General features: G+C 68.5%; 22 protein-coding genes and 1 pseudogene. 17 read left to right on the top strand and 6 right to left on the bottom strand.

From position 1 onward, the window contains the following. Nucleotides 1-46 precede the first annotated feature (46 nt). Nucleotides 47-385, top strand: coding sequence for a thioredoxin (gene trxA, locus ACK4FB_RS09925; RefSeq protein WP_409751308.1), 339 nt, complete (start codon nt 47-49; stop codon nt 383-385). A gap of 47 nt (nt 386-432) precedes the next feature. Continuing rightward, entirely contained in the window at nt 433-1,437 is a 1,005-nt protein-coding gene (locus ACK4FB_RS09920) for an adenosine kinase (protein ID WP_409751306.1), read from the top strand. On the opposite strand, the gene ACK4FB_RS09915 is transcribed toward ACK4FB_RS09920, so the two are convergent. The 3 genes from ACK4FB_RS09915 to efp all read right to left on the bottom strand — a co-directional run bounded on the left by ACK4FB_RS09915 (nt 1,434) and on the right by efp (nt 3,929). Continuing rightward, entirely contained in the window at nt 1,434-2,471 is a 1,038-nt protein-coding gene (locus tag ACK4FB_RS09915; RefSeq protein WP_409751303.1) for a glycerophosphodiester phosphodiesterase, read from the bottom strand. The two genes, ACK4FB_RS09920 and ACK4FB_RS09915, sit on opposite strands and share 4 nt — an antisense overlap. 85 nt (nt 2,472-2,556) lie before the next feature. Further along, nucleotides 2,557-3,363 (bottom strand): inositol monophosphatase family protein, encoded by an 807-nt coding sequence (locus ACK4FB_RS09910; protein ID WP_409751300.1) that lies wholly within the window; start codon nt 3,361-3,363, stop codon nt 2,557-2,559. Next, nucleotides 3,363-3,929: an elongation factor P gene (gene efp / locus ACK4FB_RS09905; protein ID WP_409751297.1), complete on the bottom strand. Its 567-nt coding sequence runs from the start codon at nt 3,927-3,929 to the stop codon at nt 3,363-3,365. Before efp ends, ACK4FB_RS09910 begins: the two co-directional genes overlap by 1 nt. Nucleotides 3,930-4,139: 210 nt before the next feature. Here efp and ACK4FB_RS09900 point away from each other — a divergent pair, with 210 nt between their 5' ends. Together ACK4FB_RS09900 and ACK4FB_RS09895 are read left to right on the top strand one after the other, a co-directional pair. Next, nucleotides 4,140-6,185, top strand: a complete 2,046-nt coding sequence (locus tag ACK4FB_RS09900; protein WP_409751294.1) for a PhoX family protein — start codon at nt 4,140-4,142, stop codon at nt 6,183-6,185. Nucleotides 6,186-6,222: 37 nt separating this feature from the next. Next, complete coding sequence (locus ACK4FB_RS09895; RefSeq protein WP_409751291.1) at nt 6,223-7,101, top strand: metallophosphoesterase family protein; 879 nt, start codon at nt 6,223-6,225, stop codon at nt 7,099-7,101. Between the two features lie 52 nt (nt 7,102-7,153). Here the strand turns inward: ACK4FB_RS09895 and ACK4FB_RS09890 are convergent, their stop codons facing one another. Then, nucleotides 7,154-8,062 carry an Hsp33 family molecular chaperone gene (locus tag ACK4FB_RS09890; RefSeq protein WP_409751288.1) on the bottom strand — a complete coding sequence of 303 codons (909 nt, stop codon included), beginning with the start codon at nt 8,060-8,062 and terminating at the stop codon, nt 7,154-7,156. A gap of 124 nt (nt 8,063-8,186) precedes the next feature. Between ACK4FB_RS09890 and ACK4FB_RS09885 the strand changes: the two genes are divergently transcribed. The 5 genes and pseudogenes from ACK4FB_RS09885 (at nt 8,187) to ACK4FB_RS09865 (ending at nt 14,373) form a co-directional block, all read left to right on the top strand. Further along, on the top strand, nt 8,187-9,569 hold the full coding sequence (locus tag ACK4FB_RS09885) for an SDR family oxidoreductase (RefSeq protein ID WP_409751285.1): 1,383 nt from the start codon (nt 8,187-8,189) through the stop codon (nt 9,567-9,569). Between the two features lie 91 nt (nt 9,570-9,660). Further along, nucleotides 9,661-10,215 (top strand): annotated as a pseudogene (locus tag ACK4FB_RS09880) (HAD-IB family phosphatase); the annotation flags it as partial. A gap of 132 nt (nt 10,216-10,347) precedes the next feature. Beyond that, a complete protein-coding gene (gene serA / locus ACK4FB_RS09875) occupies nt 10,348-11,577 on the top strand; it encodes a phosphoglycerate dehydrogenase (protein ID WP_409751540.1) in 1,230 nt (409 codons plus the stop codon). A gap of 90 nt (nt 11,578-11,667) precedes the next feature. Continuing rightward, entirely contained in the window at nt 11,668-13,485 is a 1,818-nt protein-coding gene (locus ACK4FB_RS09870) for an autotransporter domain-containing protein (RefSeq protein WP_409751282.1), read from the top strand. A 252-nt stretch (nt 13,486-13,737) separates the two neighbouring features. Next, the gene (locus ACK4FB_RS09865) at nt 13,738-14,373 is read left to right on the top strand and encodes a M23 family metallopeptidase (RefSeq protein WP_409751280.1); all 636 of its coding nucleotides are present in this window, start codon (nt 13,738-13,740) and stop codon (nt 14,371-14,373) included. On the opposite strand, the gene ACK4FB_RS09860 is transcribed toward ACK4FB_RS09865, so the two are convergent. Both ACK4FB_RS09860 and ACK4FB_RS09855 read right to left on the bottom strand, forming a co-directional pair. Next, nucleotides 14,370-14,942, bottom strand: a complete 573-nt coding sequence (locus ACK4FB_RS09860; RefSeq protein WP_409751278.1) for a demethoxyubiquinone hydroxylase family protein — start codon at nt 14,940-14,942, stop codon at nt 14,370-14,372. The genes ACK4FB_RS09865 and ACK4FB_RS09860 overlap by 4 nt on opposite strands. Then, on the bottom strand, nt 14,926-15,327 hold the full coding sequence (locus ACK4FB_RS09855) for a hypothetical protein (RefSeq protein ID WP_409751275.1): 402 nt from the start codon (nt 15,325-15,327) through the stop codon (nt 14,926-14,928). Before ACK4FB_RS09855 ends, ACK4FB_RS09860 begins: the two co-directional genes overlap by 17 nt. A gap of 120 nt (nt 15,328-15,447) precedes the next feature. Here ACK4FB_RS09855 and ACK4FB_RS09850 point away from each other — a divergent pair, with 120 nt between their 5' ends. From ACK4FB_RS09850 to ilvC, 8 genes are all read left to right on the top strand, one after another. After that, nucleotides 15,448-16,386, top strand: coding sequence for an ABC transporter ATP-binding protein (locus ACK4FB_RS09850; RefSeq protein WP_409751537.1), 939 nt, complete (start codon nt 15,448-15,450; stop codon nt 16,384-16,386). Then, nucleotides 16,383-17,840: an ABC transporter permease gene (locus ACK4FB_RS09845; RefSeq protein ID WP_409751272.1), complete on the top strand. Its 1,458-nt coding sequence runs from the start codon at nt 16,383-16,385 to the stop codon at nt 17,838-17,840. Before ACK4FB_RS09850 ends, ACK4FB_RS09845 begins: the two co-directional genes overlap by 4 nt. Nucleotides 17,841-17,923: 83 nt before the next feature. Continuing rightward, the gene (locus ACK4FB_RS09840) at nt 17,924-20,539 is read left to right on the top strand and encodes a glucokinase (protein ID WP_409751269.1); all 2,616 of its coding nucleotides are present in this window, start codon (nt 17,924-17,926) and stop codon (nt 20,537-20,539) included. Between the two features lie 23 nt (nt 20,540-20,562). Next, the gene (locus ACK4FB_RS09835) at nt 20,563-21,663 is read left to right on the top strand and encodes a Gfo/Idh/MocA family protein (protein ID WP_409751266.1); all 1,101 of its coding nucleotides are present in this window, start codon (nt 20,563-20,565) and stop codon (nt 21,661-21,663) included. A gap of 74 nt (nt 21,664-21,737) precedes the next feature. After that, nucleotides 21,738-22,685, top strand: a complete 948-nt coding sequence (locus ACK4FB_RS09830; protein WP_409751263.1) for an SMP-30/gluconolactonase/LRE family protein — start codon at nt 21,738-21,740, stop codon at nt 22,683-22,685. A 138-nt stretch (nt 22,686-22,823) separates the two neighbouring features. Further along, entirely contained in the window at nt 22,824-22,973 is a 150-nt protein-coding gene (locus ACK4FB_RS09825; RefSeq protein ID WP_409751260.1) for a hypothetical protein, read from the top strand. An 87-nt stretch (nt 22,974-23,060) separates the two neighbouring features. Further along, on the top strand, nt 23,061-24,818 hold the full coding sequence (locus tag ACK4FB_RS09820) for a dihydroxy-acid dehydratase (RefSeq protein ID WP_409751257.1): 1,758 nt from the start codon (nt 23,061-23,063) through the stop codon (nt 24,816-24,818). Further along, complete coding sequence (gene ilvC, locus ACK4FB_RS09815; protein ID WP_409751254.1) at nt 24,818-25,831, top strand: ketol-acid reductoisomerase; 1,014 nt, start codon at nt 24,818-24,820, stop codon at nt 25,829-25,831. Before ACK4FB_RS09820 ends, ilvC begins: the two co-directional genes overlap by 1 nt. The last annotated feature ends 17 nt before the right edge of the window (nt 25,832-25,848 follow it).

Raw genomic sequence — 25,848 nt, 5'->3', positions numbered from 1 at the left:
CGCGCCGGAATCGCCTTAAACTGACCGGCCGCTCAGGAGATTGTTCATGCCCACCCTCAAGGTCACCGACGACAGCTTCGAAGCCGACGTCCTGAAAGCGTCCAAGCCCGTGCTGGTCGATTTCTGGGCGGAATGGTGCGGCCCCTGCAAGCAGATCGGCCCCGCGCTGGAGCAGATCGCCGACGACTACGCCGACCAGCTGACCGTGGCCAAGATCAATATCGAGGACAGCCCCATGACGCCCTCGAAGCTGGGCGTGAAGGGCATTCCGACCCTGATGCTGTTCAAGGACGGCCACATGGCCTCCATGAAGGTGGGCGCCATGCCCAAGCAGAAGATCATGGAATGGCTGGTGGAGTCCGGCGCGGCGAAACCGGCGGAATAGGCGTCACGCCGCTGGAAACGGTCGGCCCGCCCCGCTAAGGAGCGGGCATGACCAATCCCCCGATCCGATACGACGTCTGCGCCGTGGGCAACGCCATTGTGGACGTGCTCGCCCCGTGCAGCCCCGAATTCCTGTCCGCGCGCGGGCTCCAGCCCGGCTCCATGCAGCTGGTGGACGAGACCCAGAGCGCGGCCCTGTATGACGACATGGCCGCAGGCGTCGAGGCGTCGGGCGGCTCGGCGGGCAACACCGTGGCGGGCGTCGGGTCCTACGGCGGGCGCGCGGCCTATATCGGCAAGGTGTCCGAGGATACCTTGGGCGATGTGTTCGCCCACGACATCCGCGCCGCGGGTGTGGCCTTCGACACCCCGCGTCTGGGCGAGGGACCGTCCACGGGCCGCTGCCTGATCAACGTCACCGACGACGGCCAGCGCACCATGTGCACCTTCCTGGGCGCGGCCAATCAACTGACCGCCGACGACATCGACCCGGAGATGATCGGCGAGAGCGCCATCGTCTATCTGGAAGGCTATCTGTTCGACCCGGCGCCCGCCCGCGCCGCCTTCGAGCGCGCCGCCGACGTCGCCCACCGGGCCGGGCGCAAGGTGGCCATCACGCTTTCGGACACCTTCGTGGTGGCCCGCTGGCGGACCGAACTGCTGGAATTCATCGAGCAATCCACGGACATCGTGCTGGCCAACGAGGCCGAGCTGGGCGCGCTGTACGAGACCGAAGACTTCGACGCGGCCTGCGACCAGCTGGCCAGCATGGTCGAGGTCGCCGCCGTGACGCGCGGGGCCAAGGGCTCGGTGGTTTTGAAGGGCGATCAGCGGGTGGCGGTCGACGCCTTCCCCGTGGACAGGGTGGTGGACACCACCGGAGCCGGCGACCAGTACGCGGCAGGCTTCCTGCTGGGTCTGGCGCGCGGCCTGTCGCTGGAGGACTGCGGCAAGCTGGGATCGCTGGCGGCGGCGGAAGTCATCGCCCACTGGGGCCCGCGCCCCATGACCAGCCTTGTCGATCTGGCCAAAGCGAAGGGCCTGACGCTTTAAGGCGCGCGCGCCTGAACGGCCACGCCGGGAAAGTCGCTGAAGACGCCGTCCACGCCCGCCTCATAGAGCGCGCGGGCCCAGCCGTGCAGGTCGCCATGGGCGGTTGGGTCGTCGCCCCGCCGATGCATGGGCGGCAGAAAATAGTTCTCGGCGCGCAGGGTCCAGACGTGGACCTGCAGGCCGGCGGCGTGGGCGTTTGCCGCCACACCGGTGGGCGTGCCGCTGTCGTGGGCGATCACCAGCCCACTCTCCAGCCCCAGAATGTCCGCGTAGGCGGCGATTTCGGCCAGGCCCTCGGGGCTGAGCATCGCGGCGGGCGTCAGGTCGGGACGGTCCCAGGGGCCTGAACCGGCGGCGATGAGTTGCACCAGCGGCGCCTCGATGCGGGCGTTCAGGCGGCGCAGGGGCTCCACCTCGAAGCACTGGACCACCAGCGGGGCGTCCGGCCCGGCCCAGCCTTCGGCCTCCAGCACCGCGACGAAGGCGTCCTCCATGGGCAGGCCGATGGCGGCGAAATACGACGGGTGCTTCAGCTCGGGGATCACGCCGATGGGGCGGCCGGTGCGGGCGGCGGCCTCGCGGGCGATGGCGATGACTTCGGCGAAGGTCAGGATCGGCTCGGCGCTGTCGAAGACGGTGTTGGCGGGCCGCAGCTCAGGCAAGCGCTCGCGGGCGCGCAGGGTCCTTAGTTCGGCGAGGGTGAAGTCCTCCGTGAACCACCCCGTGATCTCCATGCCGTCGATGGTCCTGGTGGCGCGGCGGTCGGCGAACTCGGGGCGATCGGCCACGTCGGTGGTCCCGCCGATCTCGTTCTCGTGGCGAGCGACCAGATGGCCGTCGCGGGTCATGACCAGATCGGGCTCGATGAAGTCGGCGCCCTGTTCGATGGCGAGCTCATAGGCCGCGCGGGTGTGCTCGGGCCGCTCGCCGGACGCGCCGCGATGGGCGATGACGAGGGGTTCGGGGAAGGCGGACTGCGACAGGGCCGGGCCTCCGGCGAGCATGAGGGCGGCGATCAGGATGAAGCGGATCATGCCCCGAGGCTAGACCTCGTTCGTGACGGGCTTGTCTCAGGACTCGAAATCTCCTCCCCCCTCGAGGGATGGGGGAGGAGAGGCGTTATGCGTCCTGCAGGATCTTGCGCAGCTGGCCGTGGATCTCGCCGTTGGCGGCGACGATCTGCTTGCCGGAGCGGGGATCCGTGTCGTCATCCACGGCGGTGACCGTGCCGCCGGCCTCGGTGACCAGCAGCATGCCCACAGCCACGTCCCAGGGCTGAAGGCCCCGTTCCCAGAAGCCGTCGTAGCGGCCCGTGGCGACCCAGGCCAGGTCGAGGGTGGCGGCGCCCAGGCGGCGGATGCCGGCGGTGCGCTGGCCCACGGCGTGGATGTCCTTGATGGACTGGCCGTGGCCGGTCTTGCCAAGGAACGGCAGGCCCGTGGAGAACAGGCAGGCGCTCAGGTCCTTGCGGCCCGACACCCGGATGCGCTTGTCGTTGAGATAGGCGCCCTTGCCCTTTTCAGCCCAGAACAGGTCGTTCATCACCGGATTGTAGGTGACGCCCGCGACGATCTCGGCCGAGCCGTCCGGCGCCTTGCGCTCCAGACCGACGCTGATGGCGAAGTGGGGGATGGCGTGGGTGAAGTTGGTGGTGCCGTCGATGGGATCGACGATCCAGGTGTGGGTCTTGTCGGTGCCCTCGATCAGGCCGCCTTCCTCGCCCAGGAAGCCGTAGCCGGGCCGCGCCTTGTTCAGCAGTTCGCGCAGGGTCTGTTCGGCCTTGGTGTCGGCGGCGGTGACGAAGTCCGAGGGCCCCTTGCGGGACACCTGCAGTTCGGCCACCTCGCCGAAGTCGCGCAGCATGGGCCGCGCGGTCTTGCGGACCGCGTCGATGATGACGGAGACGAGGGCGGAGGCGAGGGCCATCAGTCGGCCCGGCGGACGTATTCGCCGGTGGTGGTGTCCACCACGATCTTCTCGCCGGCGGACATGTAGGGCGGGATCATGATGCGCACGCCGTTGCTGGCGAGGGCGGGCTTGTACGACGAGGAGGCGGTCTGGCCCTTCACGGTGGGTTCGGTCTCGGCGACCTCGAGAACCACCTGATCGGGCAGCGACAGGCCGATGGGACGCTCCTCGTGGGACTCGATGACCACCTTCATGCCTTCCTGCAGATAGGCGATGCGGTCCTCGCCGACCCAGTCCTTCTGCAGTTCGATCTGCTCGTAGTTCTCGTCGTCCATGAAGACCAGCGAGTCGCCGTTGTCGAACAGGTAGGAGTAGTCCCGCTGTTCCAGGGTGACGCGCTCGACCTTGTCCTCGGAGCGGAAGCGTTCGTTCAGCTTGTTGCCGGTCTCGAGGTTCTTGGCCTCGACGTTGGCGAAGGCGCCGCCCTTGCCCGGCTTGACATGGCTGGCCTTGGTCACGACCCACAGGCCGCCGTTCACTTGCAGGACCATGCCGGGCTTGATGGTGTTGCCGTTGATCTTCATGGGATCTCTTGGGAAATGTCGCTGGGATAGCCGCGCGCGGGCGCGAAATTTGGACGCGACCCCTACAGGGGCGGCGCTGAAAGGGCAAGCGGCGCGCGCGGCAGGCGGCCCTGCCGCCTCTGGTCCGGCGGGTCATACCCCTGTGACACTGGCTGGCTACCCTGCCCGAAAACCAGATAATCCGTTCCTTCAGCCCAGAACCGCGAGCCAGTGATCAAAGACTTCGAGCGCGACTACCCCGACCACACCCAGGCCATGGGCCATGAGCACGGCGACGAGCCCCAGTGCAACGCCTCGGCCAACCGGAATTTTTATGAAGTGATGGAGGCGCGCGTCGCCCGTCGCGGCTTCCTGATGGGTGGGCTGGGCGCCCTCACCACGGGCTTCATCGGCGCATCGCTGGCGGGCACGCCCGCGCGGGCGCAGGGCGCGGCCAGCCTGATCGGCTTCTCGCCCGTTCCGGTCAGCTTCGAGGACGCTGTTGTCGTGCCCGAAGGGTACAGCATTCAGGTGCTGGCCCCGGTGGGCACGCCGATTTCCGGGGACTTCCCCGCCTGTCGCCCGGGCGACAACACCGGCGCCGAGCAGGAACACCAGATCGGCCAGCATCACGACGGGATGCACTTCTTCCCGATCAACGGTTCGTCGACGGACGGTCTGATCGCGGTGAACCACGAATATATCGAGCCGCGCTTCCTGCATGCGGAAAAGCCGGCCTACAAGGGCAGGCCCTTCAACAGCCACGAGGTGGCCGTCGGCGCCGACGGCCTCCGCGATGACGACAAAGTGCGTATGGAGATGGCGGCCCACGGGGTCTCCATCTACCGGACCACGAGGCAGGCTGACGGCCTGTGGGCCGTGGTCCCGGACCGGCGAAACCGCCGCATCACCACAAGCACACCCGTGGAGATCGGCGGCCCGGTGCGCGGCACGGCCCATGTGCGCACCCGCTTCAGCCCGGAAGGCACGCGGGCGCGCGGCACCCTGAACAACTGTTCCCACGGCGCGACGCCGTGGAACACCTATCTCGCGGCCGAAGAAAACTGGGCGAGCTATTTCTCCAACACCGACGCTGAGCAGCCGCGCGAGCACGCCCGGTACGGTGTTCCCGCCGACCCCCGGGGCGGCCGCTACGGCTGGCACCTGTCCCGCTCCGGCGCGGACGAGCATGTGCGCTTTGACGCCTCCAGCAAGGGCGCCTCGGCCGCCGAGGACTACCGCAACGAGCCCAACACCTTCGGCTGGATGGTGGAGATCGATCCCTTCGACCCGGACGCCGCGCCGATCAAGCGCACCCATCTGGGCCGGTTCGCTCATGAAGGGGTGGTGTTCGCTCCGGCGGTCGCGGGCCGGCCGGTGGTCTGCTACTCCGGCGACGACTCGCGGTTCGAGTACATCTACAAATTCGTCTCCGACGGCGTCTGGGTTCCGGGCCGGACCGACGGCTCGATCCTGGACAGCGGCACGCTGTATGTGGCCCGCTTCAACGACGACGGCAGCGGCGAATGGCTGGCGCTGGCGCCTGGGCAGAACGGGTTGACGCCGGACAACGGATTCGCCGACCTGGCCGACATCCTGGTCAACGCGCGTCTGGCCGCCGACCATGCGGGCGCCACCAAGATGGACCGGCCGGAGTGGGGCGCCGTGGATCCGAGAACCGGCGCGGTCTATTTCACCCTGACCAACAACACCCGCCGCACCCAGGCCCAGGTCGATGCGGTCAACCCGCGCGCCCGGAACAATTTCGGCCAGATCGTGCGCTGGAATTACGAAGCCGGCGACCATGCACGGAGCCGCTTCGACTGGGACCTTTTCGTGATCGCCGGAGACGCCACGACCTCGTCGGCGGCCCCGGGCGGCGCGCTGAACGACGACAACATCTTCGCCTGCCCGGACGGGTTGTGGTTCGACGGCCAGTCGCGGCTCTGGATCCAGACCGATATGGGCGACATCGGGCCGGACTATGAGGGTCCGCTCAAGCCGTTCGGCATGAACATGCTGCTGGCGGCCGACCCGGCCACCGGCGTGATCAAGCGGTTCATGACCGGCCCCTGGGGGCAGGAGTGCACCGGCGTGGTCACCACGCCCGACGGCAAGACCATGTTCGTGAACTTCCAGCACCCGGGCGCCCACGCCACGGGCGAGCAGTTTGCGGCCGGCGACTATGGCTCGGGCTTCCCCGACTACAACGGCGCCGTGCCGCGCTCGGCCACGGTGGTGGTCACGAAGAACGACGGCGGCGTGATCGGGTCGTGACCCCGGCGCCCGGCAAGCAGATGAGAGAACTTCCATGATGATATCGACGATCAGACAGGCCTTCGTGGCGGCGCTGGCCGCCTCGGCCCTGATGGCCGGCTGCGCCTATGCTGACGGCTCTGGTGAGGGCGCGCCCCTGCTGCGGTTCGCCGTTCTCGGCGACGCCGAGCCCAAGCCCGAACCCGCCTTTCCGGGCGTGGAAGCCGCCGTACGCGACGTCAACGCCCTGGCCGAACGCGAGCAGATCGACTTCGTGGTCGGCGTCGGTGACATCGCTCACAGGGGCGCCCTGATCCAGTACGACAACGTCACGCCGATCCTGCAAGGCCTGACCCGGCCGTTCTATCCGATCATGGGCAACGAAGAGCACGACTCCACCGTGGAGCGGTATCTGGACTACGCCGGCCGCTGGAACCCGGAGGTCACGAGCCCGCGCTATGTGCAGGATCGCGGACCGGTGGTGATGGTCTATGCCTCGCCGGACTACGGGCGTGACTTCAACGACGAGGGGGTCGACTGGATTGTGGAACAGGTGCGCGCCGCCGCGCCGACGCCGGTGTTTCTGGTGGTCCACGGCGCCCAGATCGGCGTCTATCCGGAGATCGCCGACAAGGGGGTGACGAATCCGCGCTTCGCCGAGGTGATCGCCCAGCCGAACCTGTCGGCGGTGATCTCCGGGGATCTGCACATGGACATGGACCGGGTGGTTCACTCCCGGCAGATCGACCATGTGCACTACCTGCACATGCCCGCGCTGGAACGGACCAAGATTCCGGACGAGACGCGCCACACGCGCATGTACCGGGTCTTCACCATCTCGGAGGGCGGCGAGGTGCGCGTGGACACCTACCAGACCGGCGAACTCGAGCCGCTGGAACGCCACGCCTACACCTTCTCGCTGCCCGCCGCGCAGTAGCCTGGTCGCGGCGTCTGCGGCGGTCGCCCCCTCCGGGCGGGAGGGGGCGAGGTCAGACGCTCCCGGGTTCGATCTCGTAGGTGGTGGAGCAGTACTCGCAGGTGACGCGGATCTTGCCGTCATCCTCGACCATCTCGGCGCGCTGGTCCTCCGGAAACGAGCGCAGCATGCCGGTCACGCGCTCGGGCGTGCAGCGGCACACGGCGGCCAGCGGCAGGGGATCTTCCAGCCGCACGCCGTCCTCGTGGAACAGGCGGAACAGCAGGGTTTCGGCGCTGATGATCGGGTCGACCAGCTCGTCGTCGCCCAGGGTGGCGAACAGGGCGCGGGTGCGATCCCAGACCTCTTCGGTGGAGCCGCGGGTCTCGTCGCCGGCGATCAGCTGGATCATGGCCCCGCCCGCACGCCAGCTCTGGCCCGCAGCGGTGGTGACCCGGCCCACGGCCAGATTGACCCGCGTGGGCACCTGTTCCGACTGGGCGAAATAGGTCTCGGCGCACAGGGCCAGGGTCTCGCCCTCGATGGGGGTGACGCCCTGGTGGCGGGTCGTGTGCTCGCCCTGGTCGAGGGTCATAATGAACACGCCCTCACCCAGCAGGGACTTGGCGCCGGGCCGGGCGAAGCCCTTCGACGCCTCGGCCACCTCGTCGGGGTCGAAGCGGCAGTAGCCGCGCAGGGTCCCGGCGGTGTCGTAGTCGGCGACCACATAACGGACCGGGCCGTTCCCCTGCGCCTGCACGATCAGGCGGCCCTGGAACTTCAGGCTGGAGCCCACCAGGGCGGCCAGGGCGCAGGCCTCTCCCAGCAAGGCGGCCACGGGCTCGGGATAGTCATGGGCCGAGAGGATGGCGTCCACGGCCGGGCCCATGCGGACCAGGCGGCCGCGCACGGGCCAGCCCTCGATCTGGAAGGCGGCGGCCAGGTCATCGAGATGGGTGGAAAGGGGCGCGGGGGCGCTCACGGCGTCAAATCCTCTGGTTGTCGGCGGACGGCGTCAGATAGTGTGTTCACGCCCTCATGGTAAGAGGGAGGAACCCGCCGGTCTGGCGGGCCGTTCCGATCCCGACGCGTTCACAAGGCTATCCATGTCCCGCAAGCCCAGGCTGAAACCCCTTTCCAGACAGACCATCGTCATCACCGGCGCCACCTCCGGCATCGGTCTGGCCACGGCGCGCCGGGCGGCGAAGGCAGGGGCCTGTGTCTTCCTGATCGCGCGAAGCGAGAACGATCTGAAGGCGCTGTGCGAGGAAATCCAGGCCGCGGGCGGGCGCTGCGCCTATGCCGTGGCGGATGTGGCGGACCACGAGGCCCTGGCCGAGGCGGCGGAGAACTGCATCCGGCTGTTCGGGGGCTACGACACCTGGGTGAACAACGCCGGGGTCTCCATCTACGGGCCTATCCGCGAGACGACTTTGGAGGATCACAGGCGCCTGTTCGACACCAACTACTGGGGCGTGGTGAACGGGTCGATCATCGCGGTGGAGCATCTGAGGGCCCGGCCGGGCGGCGGAACGGTCATCAATGTGGGATCATCCCTGTCTGATGCGCCGTTCCCGGTGCAGGGACTTTACGCCGCCTCCAAGCACGCGGTGAAGGGCTTCACCAACTCCCTGCGCATCGAGATGTTGCGCGAGCGGGCGCCGATTCATGTGTCGCTGGTCAAGCCCGCGGCGGTGGATACGCCCTACCCGCAGCACGCCCGTAACCTGACCGGCGAGGCGGTGCGCAATCCCCAGCCGGTCTATGCGGCTCACGTGGTCGCCGACGCCATCCTGCACTGCGCAACCCATTCGACGCGGGAAATCACGGTGGGCGGGAGCGCATCGGCTCTGGCTGCGTTCTACTCCATGTTCCCCGGTGTGGCGGAACCGCTGCTTGCGCGCTTCGGTCCTTCGATGATGCGTGATCGGCGCGCCGATTATCAGACCTATGACGACGGGCTGTATGACCCGACGGAGGACGGTCTCTATGAAGAGGTTCATTATCCCATGGTTCGACAGTCCAGCCTTCTGGCCCAGGCCCGTATGCACCCCGGCGTCACCGGAGGCGGTCTGGCCCTGATCGCCCTGGCCGGCGTCGCGGCCGTGCTTCTGACCCAGCGCAGCGGCCCGACCCGCTATGAGCGCCTGCGGTCGCGGGTCGACCCCCGCAACTGGCGCCGCCAGCCCAGTATGGGCGACCGGCTGGGCCGCTGGACCGACCGGGTGCGCGACGACGCAGAGGACTGGGGCGGCCGGGCCGCCAAGGACGCCCGCCGCTGGTTCGACCGCGCCGCCGACGCCTTCCCCGCTGATGAGATCGAGGCCGGCGCCCGCAAGACCGGACGCATGGCCCGGGACGGTGCGGTGCGCACCGGCCGCTTCGCCAAGGATCACGCCCGTGAGGGCGGGGCGATCCTTGCTCTGGCCACCATCGCCGCAGCCGTTGGCGCGGCGGCTATTGAACATCACCGCGCGCAGGACCGCTGATCGCGCGTCAGAGAAAAAATGCCCCGGAATCGCCCCGGATAGGGCGCTCCGCGCATTGCTGCACCCGCGAAGGGGCGGCTAAAGAAACGGAATGAACGCTTCGTCGACTTCCGCTTCCGCAGCCGTCCCTTTCGTCGTGCTGGATTTCGACTCCACCCTGGTCAAGGTGGAGACGCTGGATGCGCTGGCCGACATGGTGCTGAGCGAATCCGCCGAGGCGGACGCCATCCGCACCCGGGTGGCGCGCCTGACAGACCAGGCCATGGCCGGGGACATAGACTTCGGCGAAGCCCTGAGGCGACGGCTGGAGCTGCTGCAGCTGACCCGCAGCCATGTGGAGGCCCTGGCCGACCGCATTCTGGGCGAACTGACGCCGTCGGTGCGCCGGAACGGGCGGTTCTTCGCCGAGAACGCCGATCGCATCATCATCGTCTCGGGCGGGTTTCGCGAGATCATCGCACCGGTGGCCGCCGAACTGGGGGTGGCCCCCGAGCGGGTGCTGGCCAACGACCTGCTGTATGACGACGAGGGCCGGGTCTCCGGCGTGGACGAGGCCAACCCCCTGTCCCGCGAGGGAGGCAAGGCCGAGGCGCTGAAGGCGCTCAATCTTGCCGGCCCGGTGATCCTGATCGGCGACGGCTGGAACGACGCCGTGATGAAGAAGGCCGGGGTCGTGGACCGCTTCTACGCCTTCACAGAAATCGTGCGGCGTGAGCCGGTGGTGGCCGCGGCGGACGCCGAGGCGCGCTCGCTGGACGAGGTGCTGCACGCCGAGGGCCTGAGCGGGCGCTGGTCGTTTCCGCGCAGCCGCATGAAAATCCTGCTGCTTGAGAACATCCACCCCCTGGCCGTGCAGCGGTTCCGGGAGGAAGGCTATTCGGTCGAGACCCTGAAGGGCGCCCTGGACGAGGACGCGCTGATCGACCGGATCCGGGGCGTGCACGTGCTGGGCGTGCGCTCCAAGACCAATGTCTCGGCGCGGGTGCTGGAAGCGGCCGACAAGCTGATGGCGGTGGCGGCCTTCTGCATCGGCACCAACCAGATCGATCTGGAGGCGGCCGCCGATCGGGGCGTGGCGGCGTTCAACGCGCCCTATTCCAACACCCGCTCGGTGGTGGAGCTCGCCATAGGCCTCACCGTCACCCTCATGCGTGACGTGGCCGACAAGTCCGCCGCCATGCACCGGGGCGAATGGAACAAGTCGGCGACCGGGTCGCGTGAGTTGCGTGGCAAGACCCTGGGCATCGTGGGTTACGGCGCCATCGGATCGCAACTGTCGGTGCTGGCCGAGGCCCTGGGCATGCGCGTGGTGTTCTATGACGTGGTCGAGCGGCTGGCGCTGGGCAATGCACGGCGGCTGCGGTCGCTGGACGCCCTGCTGGCGGAGGCGGACGTGGTCAGCCTTCACGTGGACGGACGCGTCGCGAACACCAATATGATGGGGCCGCAGCAGTTCGCGCGCATGAAGACGGGCGCCTTGCTGCTGAATCTGTCGCGGGGTCATGTGGTGGACATCGGGGCCCTGGCCCAGGCGCTGGGCTCGGGGCGGGTGGCCGGGGCAGCGGTGGACGTGTTCCCGGAAGAACCCCGCACCAATGACGACCCGTTCGACAGTCCGCTGCGGGGTCTGAAGAACGTCATCCTGACGCCCCACATCGGCGGCTCCACCGAGGAAGCGCAGGAGGCCATCGCCGACTTCGCCGCCGAGCGGGTGCTGGGCTATCTGAACCGCGGCGACACCACCTTCAGCGTCAATCTGCCCAACGTCCAGCTGGCCGAAGTGACCGGCGGACACCGGCTGCTGCACATCCACAGGAATCAGGCCGGCGTTCTGGCGGCCATCAACCGGGTGCTGGCGGATGCGGGGCTGAACATCCTGGCCCAGCACCTGAAGACCGACGAACGCACCGGCTATGTCATTGCGGATGTGGACCAGGACTATGATCGCGCGCTCCTCGCCGATCTGAAGGCCGTACCGGGCGCCCTGCGGTTCCGGATTCTGCACTGAACCTTCCCTAGCGGCATCTTGCGCCCGGCGATGATCGGCGCAGACTGCCTGAAACGACCGCATACGGACGGTCGAAGGGAGAGGAAGATCATGTCTCGACAAACCGTTTCGGCGGCTGCGCTCGCCGTTGTCCTGGGCGTCGCCGTTCTTGCGCCGTCCCAGACACAAGCCCAGTCCTACGATCGTCTTGTCGTGTTCGGCGACAGCCTGAGCGACAACGGCAATCTGTTCGCCTTCACCGGCGGAACCCAGCCGCCCGCGCCGATCTACTGGCAGGGCCGGTTCTCGAACGGGCGCGTGTTCACGGAGCTTCTGGGCTTTGACGCCACGGGCTTCGGCACGACGGCGGGCAGCGTCAACTACGCTTTCGGCGGCGCGCGCACCGACGCGGCCATGAGCCCCCCGGGCATGCAGGTGCAGCTTCAGGCGTATCTGGCGGGCGGCGGAACGTTCGCCTCGGGCGATCTGGTCAGTATTCTGGGCGGCGCCAACAACATCTTCCAGGCGGCCGGAGCTATTTCGGCCGATCCATCCCTGGACCCGCTGTCGTTCATGACGGGAGCGGCGACCGGGGCGGCCCAGGATGTGGCGGGCCTGGTCAACGCCGTAGCCGGCGCCGGGGCGGGGACCGTGCTGGTCACCAATCTGCCGCGCCTGTCGCTGACCCCCGCTTTCTCGACACCTCCCGCGTCCACCCTGGGCGATATCGGCTCCAACACCTTCAACGCCGCGCTGGCGCAGGGCCTGAGGACGGTGGCGGCGGCCAACCCCAACGCCAACATCATTCAGGTGGACCTGTTCACGGCCACCGAATTCTTCGCCGCCAATCCGGGGCTGTTCGGAATCAGCAACGCCACCGACCCCTGTTTCGACGAGACGGCCATGACGCTGTGCGCCAACCCGGAGGAATACTTCTATTTCGATGGGGTGCACCCCACCTCGAGCGGCCACCGGGCGCTGGCCAATCTGGCGCTGGACTACATGTATTACGGCGATGCAGGGGCGCAGACGACCGTATTAGGCGAAACCGCCTTCCGCCAGCGCGAGCGGGCGCTGGAGGACGGATCGGCGCGGCTGTCTTCGCGGGACGTCTGGTCCATGGGCAATGTGGTGTCGGGCGGCGTCGTCTATGACAGCACCGAATTCGACGCCCGGGGGGTGATCGCCGCCGCAGAGACGGAAACCTGGGGCGCGCGCTTCCAGCTGGAGCACATGGCCTCGGCCAACTGGCGAATGGGTCTGGGCCTGGGCATCGATCAGGGCGATCTGACCGCCGGCCGTCTGGCCGCCGACATCGAGACGGTGAGCGGCGATCTGTGGGCCGGTTGGCGCTCGGACGCCTGGTTCATCAACGGGGTGGCCGGCGTCTCCAGCACCCGCTTCGACGACATCGCGCGCCTGACCGCCCTGACCCCCGTGGTGCATGCGGGCAAGACGCGGGCGGTGACCACCGGCGCCCGGGTCCAGGCCGGAACGTGGATGGACATGGGCGGGCTGGCCCTGTCGCCCCGCGCGGCCCTGGCGTGGGTCAGCGCAGACGTGGACGGCTATCTGGAGCAAGGCCCCGCCGCCCGCCACGCCATCGCCGACCGGACAGTTGAAGGCGTCACCGCAGAGGTGGCCCTGCGTGTGGAAGGCGGCGGCCCGGCCTTCGGTTTCTATGCCGAGGGCGGCTATCGCGATCTGCTCAGCGACGACGCCGATCCGGTGACGGTGGCCCTGGCGAACAACACGGCCCAGCCGCTGTCGACGCTGATCGATAACCCCCTGTCGGAACAGGTGATGGTCAATCTGGGGATCAACGCCCGTCTCGGCGCGCGGGTGAATCTGGACATCGGCTATCAGGGCCGCTTCGCCGAGGCGGCGGACAGCCATGTGGGCGCGGTGACCCTGCGGCTGCCGTTCTGAGGCGGTTCTGACCAGCAGGCGGCGGAGGGTTCGCGCTCCGCCGCCTTTTTTAATCCACGATCCCATAAGGTTGCACGGGTGCGGCGGTCTGTCGCACCCGGCGCCCATAAATGGCCCCATCACTCGGCCAGAACGCCCCCTCGATCAGGTCGCCGACCTCCTGATCGGGGATTTCGGGTCTCCGGGAGGCCTGCGCGGCGATCTTCCCATCGAGCTTTGACGAGCTTGTCACGCCGCCGACGGAGCCGCCGCTTGCGACGACTATTGCCGACTGCGAGGTCTTTCCTCACCCATTCCGGCCAGACCCTCGGGCTGGCGGCCGTCGCTGTGATGGCCATGGCCGCCGCGCCCCAGGCCATGCATGTGGCCGTGGCGGTGGACAAGCCCGTGGCGGAACGCCCCATGGCCCCGCCCCTGATCGCCGAGGCGAAGGACATGGGTCCGCCCGTCCGCATCATCAGCTTCGACCTGCCCATCAAGAGCCATCCGATCAATTCGCGCTTCGGGACCCGCCGCCTGGCCGGCGAGCCGGGCGCGCGCCATCACGCCGGGATCGACATCGCCGCGCCCACGGGCACCCCGGTGCTGGCCACGTCCGAGGGCGTGGTCACGGCCGTGGGCTATGATCGCGCGGGCTACGGCCGCTACGTGGAGGTGCGCCACCCCAACGGCCTGCGCAGCTTCTATGCGCACATGAGCGCCGTGGACGTTCAGACCGGCGCCGAGGTGGCGGCGGGCCAGGTGGTGGGCAAGGTGGGCTCCACCGGCTACTCCACCGGACCGCACCTGCATTTCGAGATACGCCGGGGCGGGGCGCGTCTGAATCCCGTCAATTATCTGGGTCGTGAGTTCGCGGTGCGCATCCCGGGCGATCACGCGCGGGGCTAGGCGGCGGTCTTCAGGTCGTGGCGCAGTCTGAAGGAGTCGCCTCTGGTCGATATGGCGATAAGGGCTTCCGTCGCCACGCTTACCAGCGTTCGAGCCATACGCAGGATTAGCGAGCGTTGTGGAAGGCGATCCCGCGCATAGACCAGGTGGTCCACTTCCTCCTTCAGGATATCCCGGACGACGTCAGCCAGTTCGGGATCCGCGCGGTCGAGGAAGCTGATCTGTTCCAGCAGATGACGATGAACCGTTTCTTCGACGGCTTGCGTACAGACCAGCACACCGACGCTTCCGAAGGCCGAAGATAGCCACCCCAGAAGACTTCCCCCGCTTTTCCATATCACCAAGGCGCGGCATGGCTTGACGCCTCGTTGCGGCATGGCTTCCAAGAAGGCTGTCCGGTGGCGGCGTTCATGGTCCAACGTCTCATTCAGCCATCCGCTGACTTCGTCGTTCGCTTTCAGGCGGCGCAGTTGCGCCTGGTATATGGAGACAGCGCCGTGCTCACCCGCGTGGTTTACACGCAGGATTCGTCTGATCCGCCGTGTCGCCTCGTCAGGTTGATTGGCCAAAGGTCGCTGACGGGCTGTATGCGCCCATCCCCAGGCTAAGGTGTCGCGCCGCGAAGGTGGCCACCGCCATCACCGCCAGTGACAGGGCCGAAAACCAGATCGGGTGGGGCATCATCACCACCAGGGCGATAACCGACAGCGCCATGAGCCCGCCCACGATCAGGGCGGCCCAGTCAGCGAGGGCCAGTCGCGCAGCCGTCAGGGCGCCGAGGAAGGTGGCGACGCCATAGCCGACGATGACCATGGCCAGGGTTGGCGCGCCCGGCGCCACGTCAAGCCGCATGGGCGGCGGCGGCATCAAGTAGTGGGCTGTCATTTCCCACAGGCTGGTGATGACGACGGCCAGCACGATTCCCGCCAGCGTCCCGAGAATCCGTCTCAGCACGTATTGCCTCCCTGAAAGCCCGGGCGACCATCCGGCCTCGCGCGCAATTGGTCAACGGCCACGGTTGGCGACCGTCCGGGAAGCGGGCTACTCATGGCGTTCGCGAACAGGGGAGACGGCATGGGTCCGGCGCTCGCACTTGAGACCATCAGCAAACGGTACGGAGCCTTTCAGGCCGTACAGGATCTGAGCTTCGAGGTGCCCAAGGGGTCCATCTGCGGATTTCTGGGGCCGAACGGGGCGGGCAAGACGTCAACCATCCGCATGATCCTGGGTCTGGCGCCGGTCACGTCGGGCCGGATCACCATTCTGGGCGCCGACGACGGCCGCAAGGTGCGCGACCGGCTGGGCTTTCTGCCGGAAGAGCGCGGCCTGTACCGCAAGATGACGCCGGTGGACGCCATCGCCTTCTTCGCCGGTCTGAAGGGCGTGCCGCTGGGCGAGGGCCGCAGGCGCGCCCGCGTCATGCTGGAGGCCCAGGGGCTGGGCGCCGCCGCGAACAAGAAGATGAAGGACCTGTCCAAGGGCATGGCCCAGAAGGTCCAGTTGATCGCCGCCCTCGCCCACGAGCCGGAGTTCGTGATTCTGGACGAGCCGTTCTCGGGACTGGATCCGGTCAATCAGCAGGGGCTGGAGACGGTGATCCGCGATATCGCGGCGGGCGGCGCCACGGTGCTGTTCTCCACCCATGTGATGCAGCACGCCGAGCGGCTGTGCGACAAGGTGGTGCTGATCGCCGGGGGGCGTAAGGCGTTCGAGGGCACGGTGGACGAAGCCCGGGCCACGACGCCCCGGGTTCTGGAGCTGGAAGGCGACATCGCGCCGGACGCCGTGGCGGTCCTGCCGGGCGTGGCCTCGGTGGACATGGGCGGCGAGCGCATCCGCGCGGCGTTGAAGCCCGGCGCCTCGGGCCATGACGCCCTGAAGGCCGCCTTCGTTCAGGGGCTGGACGTCAGGACCTTCCACATGCGAGAACCCAGCCTGCACGACGCCTTCATCAGCCTGACGGGGGCGGACCCGGATCAGGTCGAGGCCCGCGACGGGGAGGCCGTTCGATGAACCGCGCCCTGCTGATCGCCCGCCGTGAGTATCTGGCCTATGCGCGCACCGTCGGATTCTGGCTGTCGCTGCTGGCGCTGCCGTTCTTCGCCGTGCTGGGCGGGGCGATCCCGATCCTGATGCAGCGGGCCGAGCCGGTGCACATGGTGGCCATGGTGGAGGCGCCGTCCGATGAGGCCGGCGCGCTGAGGGAAGGCGTGCGCCGGGCCCTGGACGAGGCGCGCACGCGCCGGACGGCCGAGGCCCTGCGCAACCTCGCCATCAGCGAGGCGGGGCTGGAGGGCGCAGAGGCCGTGCAGCGGGTTGCGGAGGAACAGGGCGAGGCGGCCGGTCTTGCCGAACTGCGCCGGGTCGCGCCCCGCGCCGCGCCCGGATATAGCCCGCCGCGCGAATCCATCGTCCTTGTGCAAACACCGGAGCATCTGCAGGGCATTGCTGACGCGGCCAACGCTCGGGACCTGGTGCAGCCCTGGTTCAATGGCGACCGCCTGCTGGCCGACGGCGAGCGGCTGGACGCGGTGGTGATCCTGAACCGACAGGCCGGGGGCGCGCCGTCGGCGGTGGTCTGGGCGGCGCGGGCCACGGACCGGACGGTTGAGAACGCCGTGCGCAGCGCCCTTGCCGAGGTGAACCGGCGCGAGGCGCTGGCGACCGCGGGCGTCGATCCTGGTCTGATCCGCGAGGTGGATCGTTTCCGCCCGGACGTACAGATGTTCTCGCCCGCCAGCGCCAGCGGCGGCCAGGTCGCCATGCGCGACCGCCTGCCCGGCATCATCGGCTTCGCCCTCGGATTCCTGCTCTGGTCGCTGGTGGTGACCGGCGCCTCCATGCTGATGAACAGCGTCATGGAGGAGAAGGCCAACAAGGTGCTGGAGGTCCTGCTGTCCTCCGCCTCGTCCACGGAGATTCTGGCGGGCAAGGTGCTGGGAGTTGCGGCCCTGACCGGCACGGTGCTGCTGGCCTGGGGCGCGCTGGGCGCGGCCGGGTTCGCGGCCCTGATTCCCGAGATCGGCGGGGACGTGGCGGCGGTGCTGCTGAAGGACGGACTGTTGCTGTATCTGTTCGCCTATCTGGCGGGCGGCTACCTCATGTATGCGGTCATCTTCGCCGCCATCGGGGCGTTCTGCGAAACGCCGCGCGAGGCCCAGACCCTGATCGGGCCGATCATGATGATCCTGATCGCCCCGCTTCTGGTGATGCAGATCGCCATGCGCAACCCGGACGCCACGGTGGTCAAGGTGATGTCCTGGATCCCGTTCTTCACGCCGTTCCTGATGAGTGCCCGGGCGCCGTCCGGGCCGCCGATGATCGAGATTCTCGGCACCATCGCGGGCATGCTGGCGACGGTGGTGGTGATCACCTGGCTGGCCGGGCGAGCCTTCCGCGCCGGGGCCCTGTCAGGGGTCAAGCTGGACTGGAAGGGTCTTGGCCGGATCCTGAAGCGGGACGCTTAAAACGAGAATTTCGCCGTTTGGTGAAAGGCCTTCCTTAACTTTGTTAGCGCTCTCATTGCTGAAAAGGCTCTGGGGAGAGCGCCTTGGACAATCACGCCCTGCTGGCCTTCGTCGGTCCCGAAGCCTGCCGGTTCGCCCTGATGGAGGCGACGGGGGATCGCCCGCGCCTGTCGCAATATCGGGAGGTTCCCGTGAGGCCCGGCGACAGCTTGTGCACACTGATGGGCGCCTATGCCCTGGAGCTGGGCCGTCCGCTGCCGCCGCGCCTCGGTCTGGCTGTCGCAGCGCCGGTGAACGACGAGCGGATCACCGTGACCCAGTCGGGCTGGTCCTTCACGCGCCACGAGCTGTGCGAGACGTTCGGCTTCGAGACCCTGTCGCTTATCAATGACGCGGCGGCGGCGGCCCTGTCGCTGCAGTGGCTGGAGGCGGGCGACACCCTGGCCATCGGAGCGGCGGACGCGCCGGTGGGCGGGCTGGCCGAAGGACGCTATGCGGTGGTCAGCGCCGATTTCGGTCTGGGTGTTTCGGCGGTGGAGATCGGGCCGGACGGGTGCCGGGTGATCGACACCGAGGCCGGGCACCTGGCCTTCGCTCCGGACAATGCGGAAGAAACCGAGTTGCTGTCCCGCCTGAGCGCGGTGTTCGGGCGGGTGTCCTATGAGCGCCTGATCTCGTGGCCCGGACTGGCCAATGTGCATGAGGCCCTGGCCCGAGCGCCGGGCGCGCGGGCGGGCGAGCCGCTGGATCCGCTGGAGGTGGCGCTCTACGCGCGCACGGGCGCTGACCCCCACTGCCGCGAGGCGCTGGACCGGTATCTGGCCGTGCTGGGGGATTTCGCCGGGGCGGCGGCGCTGGCGCTGGGGGCCAATCAGGGGGTGTTTCTGACCGGCCGCGCGATGGTGGAGATGCAGGATCAGATCGCACAGAGCCAGTTCCGCGAGCGCTTCGAGGCCAAGGGCCGTTTGAGCGGCGTCGTGGCGCGGCTGCCGGTTTGGGCCGTGGTGAATCCGGGCGCGGTTTTGATCGGGGCGGCGCGCAAGCTGACCACGGACCGGGCGCGGGCCGAGGCGCCCCTGCTGATCCCCCCGTCTGCGCCGCGGGGGGCGCCGCCCCCACCCTCGCGGCCCGCGGACCGGAAGCTGGTGCGCCGGCTGGGCCAGCCGCTGCTGGATGCGGTAGCCAGCGGACTGCTGGTGGTGGATTCAGAACTTAACATCGTGGCGTCCAACGAACGTTTCTGGGCCGGGTCAGCGGCGCCGGAGGCCCTGAGACGGCCAGGCGCCTCCATTGAGCCGTGCCTGCGGGCTCTGGCTGAGCTGGGCGAATGGCGCGCCGAGGACGTGGAGACCGCGCTGGGCCGGCTCCGCAGCGGGGAACCGTTTGTCATCGAGCGTCAGGGCTTCGGCGGGCGGGTCACGCGGGACGAGGCCCTGCCCATAGCGTCCGGCGGCTGGATCATCACGGCGGAGGACGTGACGGTGGTGGCGCGGCGCGCGCGCGAGCTTCAGGGCCTGGCCGCCGACCTGCGCGACTCCAAGAGGGACGCCGAGGCCGCCAATGAGGCCAAATCCGCCTTCCTCGCCACCATGAGCCACGAGATCAGGACGCCTCTGAACGGGGTGCTGGGCATGACCCAGGCCATGGCGCAGGACGATCTGTCCCCGGTACAGTCAGAACGCCTGGGCGTCATCCGGCAATCGGGCGAGTGCCTGTTGGCCATCCTCAACGACATCCTCGACCTGTCCAAGATCGAGGCGGGGAAGCTGGAGCTGGAGGAGACCGACTTCGATCTGGAGGCGCTGCTGCTGGGCGCCCGGTCGACCTTCACGGCGCTGGCCAACAAGAAGGGGCTGTCCTTCGATCTGACCGTGGCGCCCGAGGCGTTGGGCGCGTGGCGGGGCGATCCGACGCGGGTGCGCCAGATTTTGTACAATCTCATCTCCAACGCCTTGAAATTCACCGAACAGGGCGAGGTGCGGGTTGCTGCCTCGTGTGACGGCGAGGCGCTGATCCTGACGGTGACAGACACCGGCATCGGCATTCCGGGAGATTGCCTGAAGGGCCTGTTCGACAAATTCGTCCAGGCGGACGCCTCGACCACCCGGCGCTATGGCGGCACGGGTCTGGGCCTGGCCATCACCCGTCAGCTGGCCGAGCTGATGGGCGGCGGGATCCGGGTGTCCAGCGAGGAGGGCCGGGGGACGGTCTTCACCGTGCGCCTGACCTTGCCCCGGAGCGCGTCCATGACGGCGCCTATGGAGGCGCACTGTCCGGCGCTCCTGACCACGGAGCGCGGCCTGAAGGTGCTGGCGGCGGAAGACAACACCGTCAACCAGCTGGTGCTCAAGACCCTGCTGCACCAGCTGGGTGTGGATCTCACTGTGGTGGACGACGGTCTGGAAGCGGTGGAGGCCTGGGGTGGCGAGTCCTGGGACCTGATCCTGATGGACGTGCAGATGCCCCGCATGGATGGTCCTGGCGCCGCGCGCGCCATCCGGGCGGCCGAGGCGGCGACGGGTCGGGCGCGCACGCCCATCATCGCCCTGACCGCCAATGTCATGACCCATCAGGTGGCGGAGTATCTGGGCGCGGGCATGGACCGGTGCGTGGCCAAGCCCCTGCAGATCGGCGCCCTGGTGGAAGCCATGACCGCCGTCACGACGCCCGACGACGACGCCCGGGCCAATGCGGCCTGACCTGCCAAGCTGAGGAGACGACCATGAGCCTGCCAACCAATCGCCGATCCGTTCTTGTCGGGGCGGGCGCCCTGACCAGCGGCCTGCTGGCGGGCGGCCACGCGATCGGTCAGGAACCTCGCAAACTGGGCTACGCCATCGTGGGTCTGGGCGGATACGCCAATGTGATCATGCCCCGCTTCGCCGAATGCCGGCATTCGCGTCTGACGGCGCTGGTCAGCGGCGATCCCGCCAAGGCGCGGCGCATTGCGGCTGAATACGGGGTGCCCGAGCGTAACATCTATGACTATGCGAACTTCGATCGCATCCGCGACAACCCGGATGTGGACATCGTCTATGTGATCCTGCCGGTGGCCCTGCACCACGAGTACACCCTGCGGGCGGCGGCGGCGGGCAAGCATGTGTTGTGCGAGAAGCCCATGGCCATGAACGCCGGCGAGGCCGCGGAGATGATCGCCGCCTGCCGCGCGGCCAATGTGAAGCTGATGATCGGCTATCGCTCGTGGTTCGAAAGCCATAACCGCGAGGCCATGCGCATGACGGGCGCGGGCGAACTGGGACCCCTTCGCCTCGTGACGTCGCAGCACGGCTTCAACATCGGCGATCCCGCCCAGTGGCGGCTGGATCCGGCCCTGTCTGGCGGCGGCTCGATGATGGATATCGGCATCTACAGCCTGCAGTCGGCGCGCTATCTGACAGGGGAGGAGCCGGTGGAGGTCGCTGCGGTCGAACAGACCGATCGCTCGGACCCCCGCTTCCGCGCCGTGGAGGACACCCTGCTCTTCCAGCTGCGCTTTCCGTCCGGCGCGGTGGCCGACGGCGTGTCGTCCTACAGTTCCCACCACGGACGGTCGCGGGCTGTGGGCGCGGCGGGCTGGCTGGATATGGAGCCGGCCACGGGCTACGGCGGGCACCGGACCCGGGTCCATCTGGAGGGGCGAACCCGCGAGCATGAGCCGCCCGCCCTGCCGGTCAACCAGTTCTCGGGCCAGCTGGATCACCTGTCCCAATGCGTGCTGACCGGCGCCGAGCCGATCGTGCCGGGCGAGGAGGGCCTGAGGGACATGCGGATCATCGACGCTATGTATCAGGCCGCGCGCGAGCGTCGGCCGGTGGCGCTGTGATCGGTCGGCGCGGCGTTCTGGCGGGCGGGGCAGGAGCCTCTGCGCTGGGCCTCATGGGATGCGGAGCGGGCAGGATGACGACGATAGAACGCCAGGCCGTGGGCGGCGTGCGCCGTCTGTCGCCGGAGATGAATTCGATCATTCCGCCGGGCGCCCGGGTCGAGGTGCTGGCCGAGGGATTCGACTGGGCCGAGGGACCGGTGTGGGTGGAGGCGGGCGGCTATCTGCTGTTCACCGATGTGCCGCAGAACGTGATCTGGCGGTGGTCGGAGACGGGCGGGTTGTCAGAGTTCATGCGTCCCTCCGGCTTCGACGGCGAGGACGGCTCCCACCTTCGCGAACCGGGCGCCAACGGTCTGGTCATCGAGCCTTCGGGCGCGCTGCTGATGTGCGATCACGGCAACCGGTCCCTGTCCCGGGTCGATCTGGCCACGCGTCGGAAGACCATCGTGGTGGACCGGTTCGAGGGGCGGCGCTTCAACAGTCCCAACGATCTGGTGATCCACCGGTCCGGCGCGGTGTATTTCACCGATCCGCCCTATGGACTGGAGGGGATGAACGAGTCCCCTGTCAAGGAACTGCCGCACAACGGCGTCTATCGCCTGGCGCCGGACGGCGCGGTGACCCTGATCGAGGACGGGCTGACGTTTCCCAACGGCGTGGCTTTGTCACCCGACCATCGCACGCTCTATGTGGCCGTGTCTGACCCGGAGGGGCCGGTGGTGATGGCCTATGATCTTGACGAGGACGGCGGCGCGGGTGCGTCTCGCGTGCTGTTCGACGCCGCGCCGCTGATGGGACCGGATGCGCCGGGCCTGCCGGACGGACTGAAGGTGGACGCCCTGGGACGCATCTTCACGACGGGCCCCGGCGGCGTGCTGGTGCTTACTGCAGAGGGCGAGCAGCTGGGCCTCATCGACACGGGACGGGCGACGGCCAACTGCGCCTTCGGCCCGGGCGGTGCGAGCCTGTTCATGACGGCCGATGACCGCCTGACGCGTGTGGCGCTCATTCCCGCTTGATCCACGCACGGATGCAGCGGTGAAAAAATGCCACAGATGATGGGTGTGGGCCGGTAATTAGAAAATTGTTCCTGCTCGCTGTTGCGCTGCACAGAGATTTGATGTCTCTTGCCGTCATCGCAGACCAAGGCTGACGACGTGAACAACCGCGCGCCCATCGCTGGACAGACCAAGACGGCCATCGCCGCCGTGCGTCCGCATGCGCCCTTTGATAGCCTGCAAACCCTTATCCTGATTACCGTACTGGTGCTCGTGCTTCTTGGAAGCGCGGGGCTGCACGCGACCTGAACTCAAACCTCAGGACCGCTCGCACAGCCCCGCTTCCACCGGAAGCGGGGTTTTTTGTGTGTGGGCGGTCCGGATCAACCGGACCCGATGACGCAAGATTTTTCCAGCAAGACGCCTCAAGCCAACCGCCGTAGCGCGGCGGTGACGCGCGGCCCGAACCGGGCGGCGGCGCGCAGCTATCTGCGGGCTGCGGGCATGGACGACGCCGATTTCGAGCGCCCGATGATCGCGGTGGTCAACACCTGGTCGTCGGTGACGCCGTGCAACATGCATCTGGACCGGTTGGCCGACGACGTGCGCCGCGGCATCCGTGAGGCGGGCGGCTGGCCGGTGGATTTCAACACCATCGTCGTCACCGACGGCATCAGCATGGGCACGCCGGGCATGAAGGCGTCGCTGATCAGCCGTGAGGTTGTGGCCGACTCCATCGAACTGGCGGTGCAGGGGCATCAACTGGACGGGGTCGTCTGCATCGTCGGCTGCGACAAGACCATCCCGGCCGCCGCCATGGCCCTGGCGCGCATGGATATCCCGGGTCTGGTCTACTACGGCGGCACCATCATGCCGGGCCGGATCGGCGAGAAGGAAATCTCGGTCCAGGAGATCTTCGAGGCCATCGGCGCCCACGGCGCGGGGGCGCTGGACGACGCCGGGCTGAAGGCGGTCGAGGTCGCGGCCTGCCCCGGCGCCGGCGCCTGCGGCGGCCAGTTCACCGCCAACACCATGGCCATGGCCCTGAGCGTCATGGGCCTGTCGCCCATGGGCGCCAACGACGTCCCGGCCGTCCATCCCGACAAGGGCGAACAGGGCGAGCGCTGCGGCCGCCTGGCGGTGGAGCTGACGGTCAAGGGAATCAGCGCGCGCGAATTCATCACGCCCCGGTCGCTGATGAACGCGGCGGTGGCGGTCTCGGCCTCGGGCGGATCCACAAACGCCGTGCTGCACCTGACCGCCATCGCGGCGGAGGCGGGCGTGCCGTTCGGCATCGAGGACTGCCACTTCGCCTGCGAGACCACCCCGGTCATCTGCGACCTGAAGCCCGGCGGGCAGTTCCTGGCCCACCACCTGTTCGTGGCCGGCGGCACGCGTCTGGTGGCCCAGCGGCTGGCGTGGGCGGGCAAGATCGCCGATGCGCCGACCGTCTCGGGCCGCTCGCTGTTCGAGGAGGCCGCCGAGGCCGAGGAAGCGCCGGGCCAGAAGGTCATCACCGACTTCGACCGCCCGATCATGGCGCGCGGCAGCTATGCGGTCATCTATGGCGATCTGGCCCCCGAGGGCGCGGTCATCAAGCTGACCGGCCACAAGGTCGACCGCTTCGAGGGACCGGCCAGGGTCTTCGACCGCGAGGAGGACGCCTTCGAGGCGGTCCAGTCCGGCGCGGCGGGCGAGGGCGACGTCATCATCATCCGCCACGAGGGACCGCGCGGCGGGCCCGGCATGCGCGAGATGCTGCAGGTCACCGCCGCCCTGAAGGGCCGCAAGATCGAGAACGTGGCCCTGATCACCGACGGTCGCTTCTCGGGCGCCTCCTACGGCTTCGTGGCCGGGCACGTGTCGCCGGAAGCCGCCGTGGGCGGACCCATCGCGCGGGTCCGGGACGGCGACCGCGTCACCATCGACGTCGGCAACCGCCGCATCGACGTGGATGCCGACCTGAGCGCCCGCCCGCCCTCGACGCCCGAGCGTGAGGCCCCGGTGGGCGTGTTCGCCAAATACGCCGTCCTGGCGGCCTCCGCCTCGCAGGGCGCGGTCACCATTCCCAATCCGCCGCCGGCGCGCACCGCCGATTCCTTCCAGGGCCGGCCTCGCGCCGCCAGCACCCAGACCGCTCACGAGGACGCCTGATGCCTATCACCATCTACACCAACGACGACATTCGCCCCGGCGCCATCGCCGGCCAGCGCATCGCCATCATCGGCTATGGCAGCCAGGGCCGCGCCCATGCGCAGAACCTGAAGGACTCCGGCCACGACGTGATCGTCGGCGTCCGTGAGGGCGGCAAGGGCTGGAAGAACGCGACCACGGACGGGGTGCCGACCGCCGAGCCGGCCGAGGCGGTCAAGGGCGCCGACATCATCGCCATCCTGACCCCGGACATGATCCAGGGCGAGGTCTATCGCGACATCATCGCGCCGAACGCCAAGCCCGGCGCGGCCATCCTGTTCGCCCACGGCTTCTCGATCATCTACGACCGGGTCACCCCGCGCGAGGACATGGACGTGATCCTGGTGGCGCCCAAGGGCCCCGGTGATCTGGTCCGGCGCGAATATGCGCGCGGCCGCGGCGTGCCCAGCCTGTTCGCCATCGAGCGCGACGCCACGGGCAAGGCGCGGGACCGGGCCATGGGCTACGCCAAGGGCATCGGCGGGGCCACCGGCGGCCTGCTGGAGACCAGCTTCCGCGAGGAGACCGAGACCGACCTGTTCGGCGAGCAGGCCGTGCTGTGCGGCGGCGCCAAGGAACTGGTCATGTCGGGGTTCAACACCCTGGTCGAGGCCGGCTACCAGCCCGAGATCGCCTATTTCGAATGCCTGCACGAGCTGAAGCTGATCGTGGACCTGTTCTACGAGGGCGGCGTCACCAGGATGCACGAGTTCATCTCCGAGACCGCCAAATACGGCGCGGTCGCCTCGGGCCCGCGGGTGATCAACGACGAGACCCGCGCGCGCATGAAGGAGATCCTGGAGGACATCCAGTCGGGCCAGTTCGCCCGCCAGTGGATCGCCGAGAACGAGGCCGGGAAGGGTCAGTACGCGGCCTGGCTGAAGGCCGACTACGCGCATCCCATCGAACAGACCGGCGCCCGCCTGCGCGAACGCATGGCCTGGCTGCACGCCGCCAAGTCCGAAGCGGCCTGAGCCGGAAGGATCGCCGA

The sequence above is a fragment of the Brevundimonas sp. genome (assembly GCF_046299535.1).
Classification (GTDB): domain Bacteria; phylum Pseudomonadota; class Alphaproteobacteria; order Caulobacterales; family Caulobacteraceae; genus Brevundimonas.
This window is presented reverse-complemented; position numbering and strand designations above follow the sequence as displayed.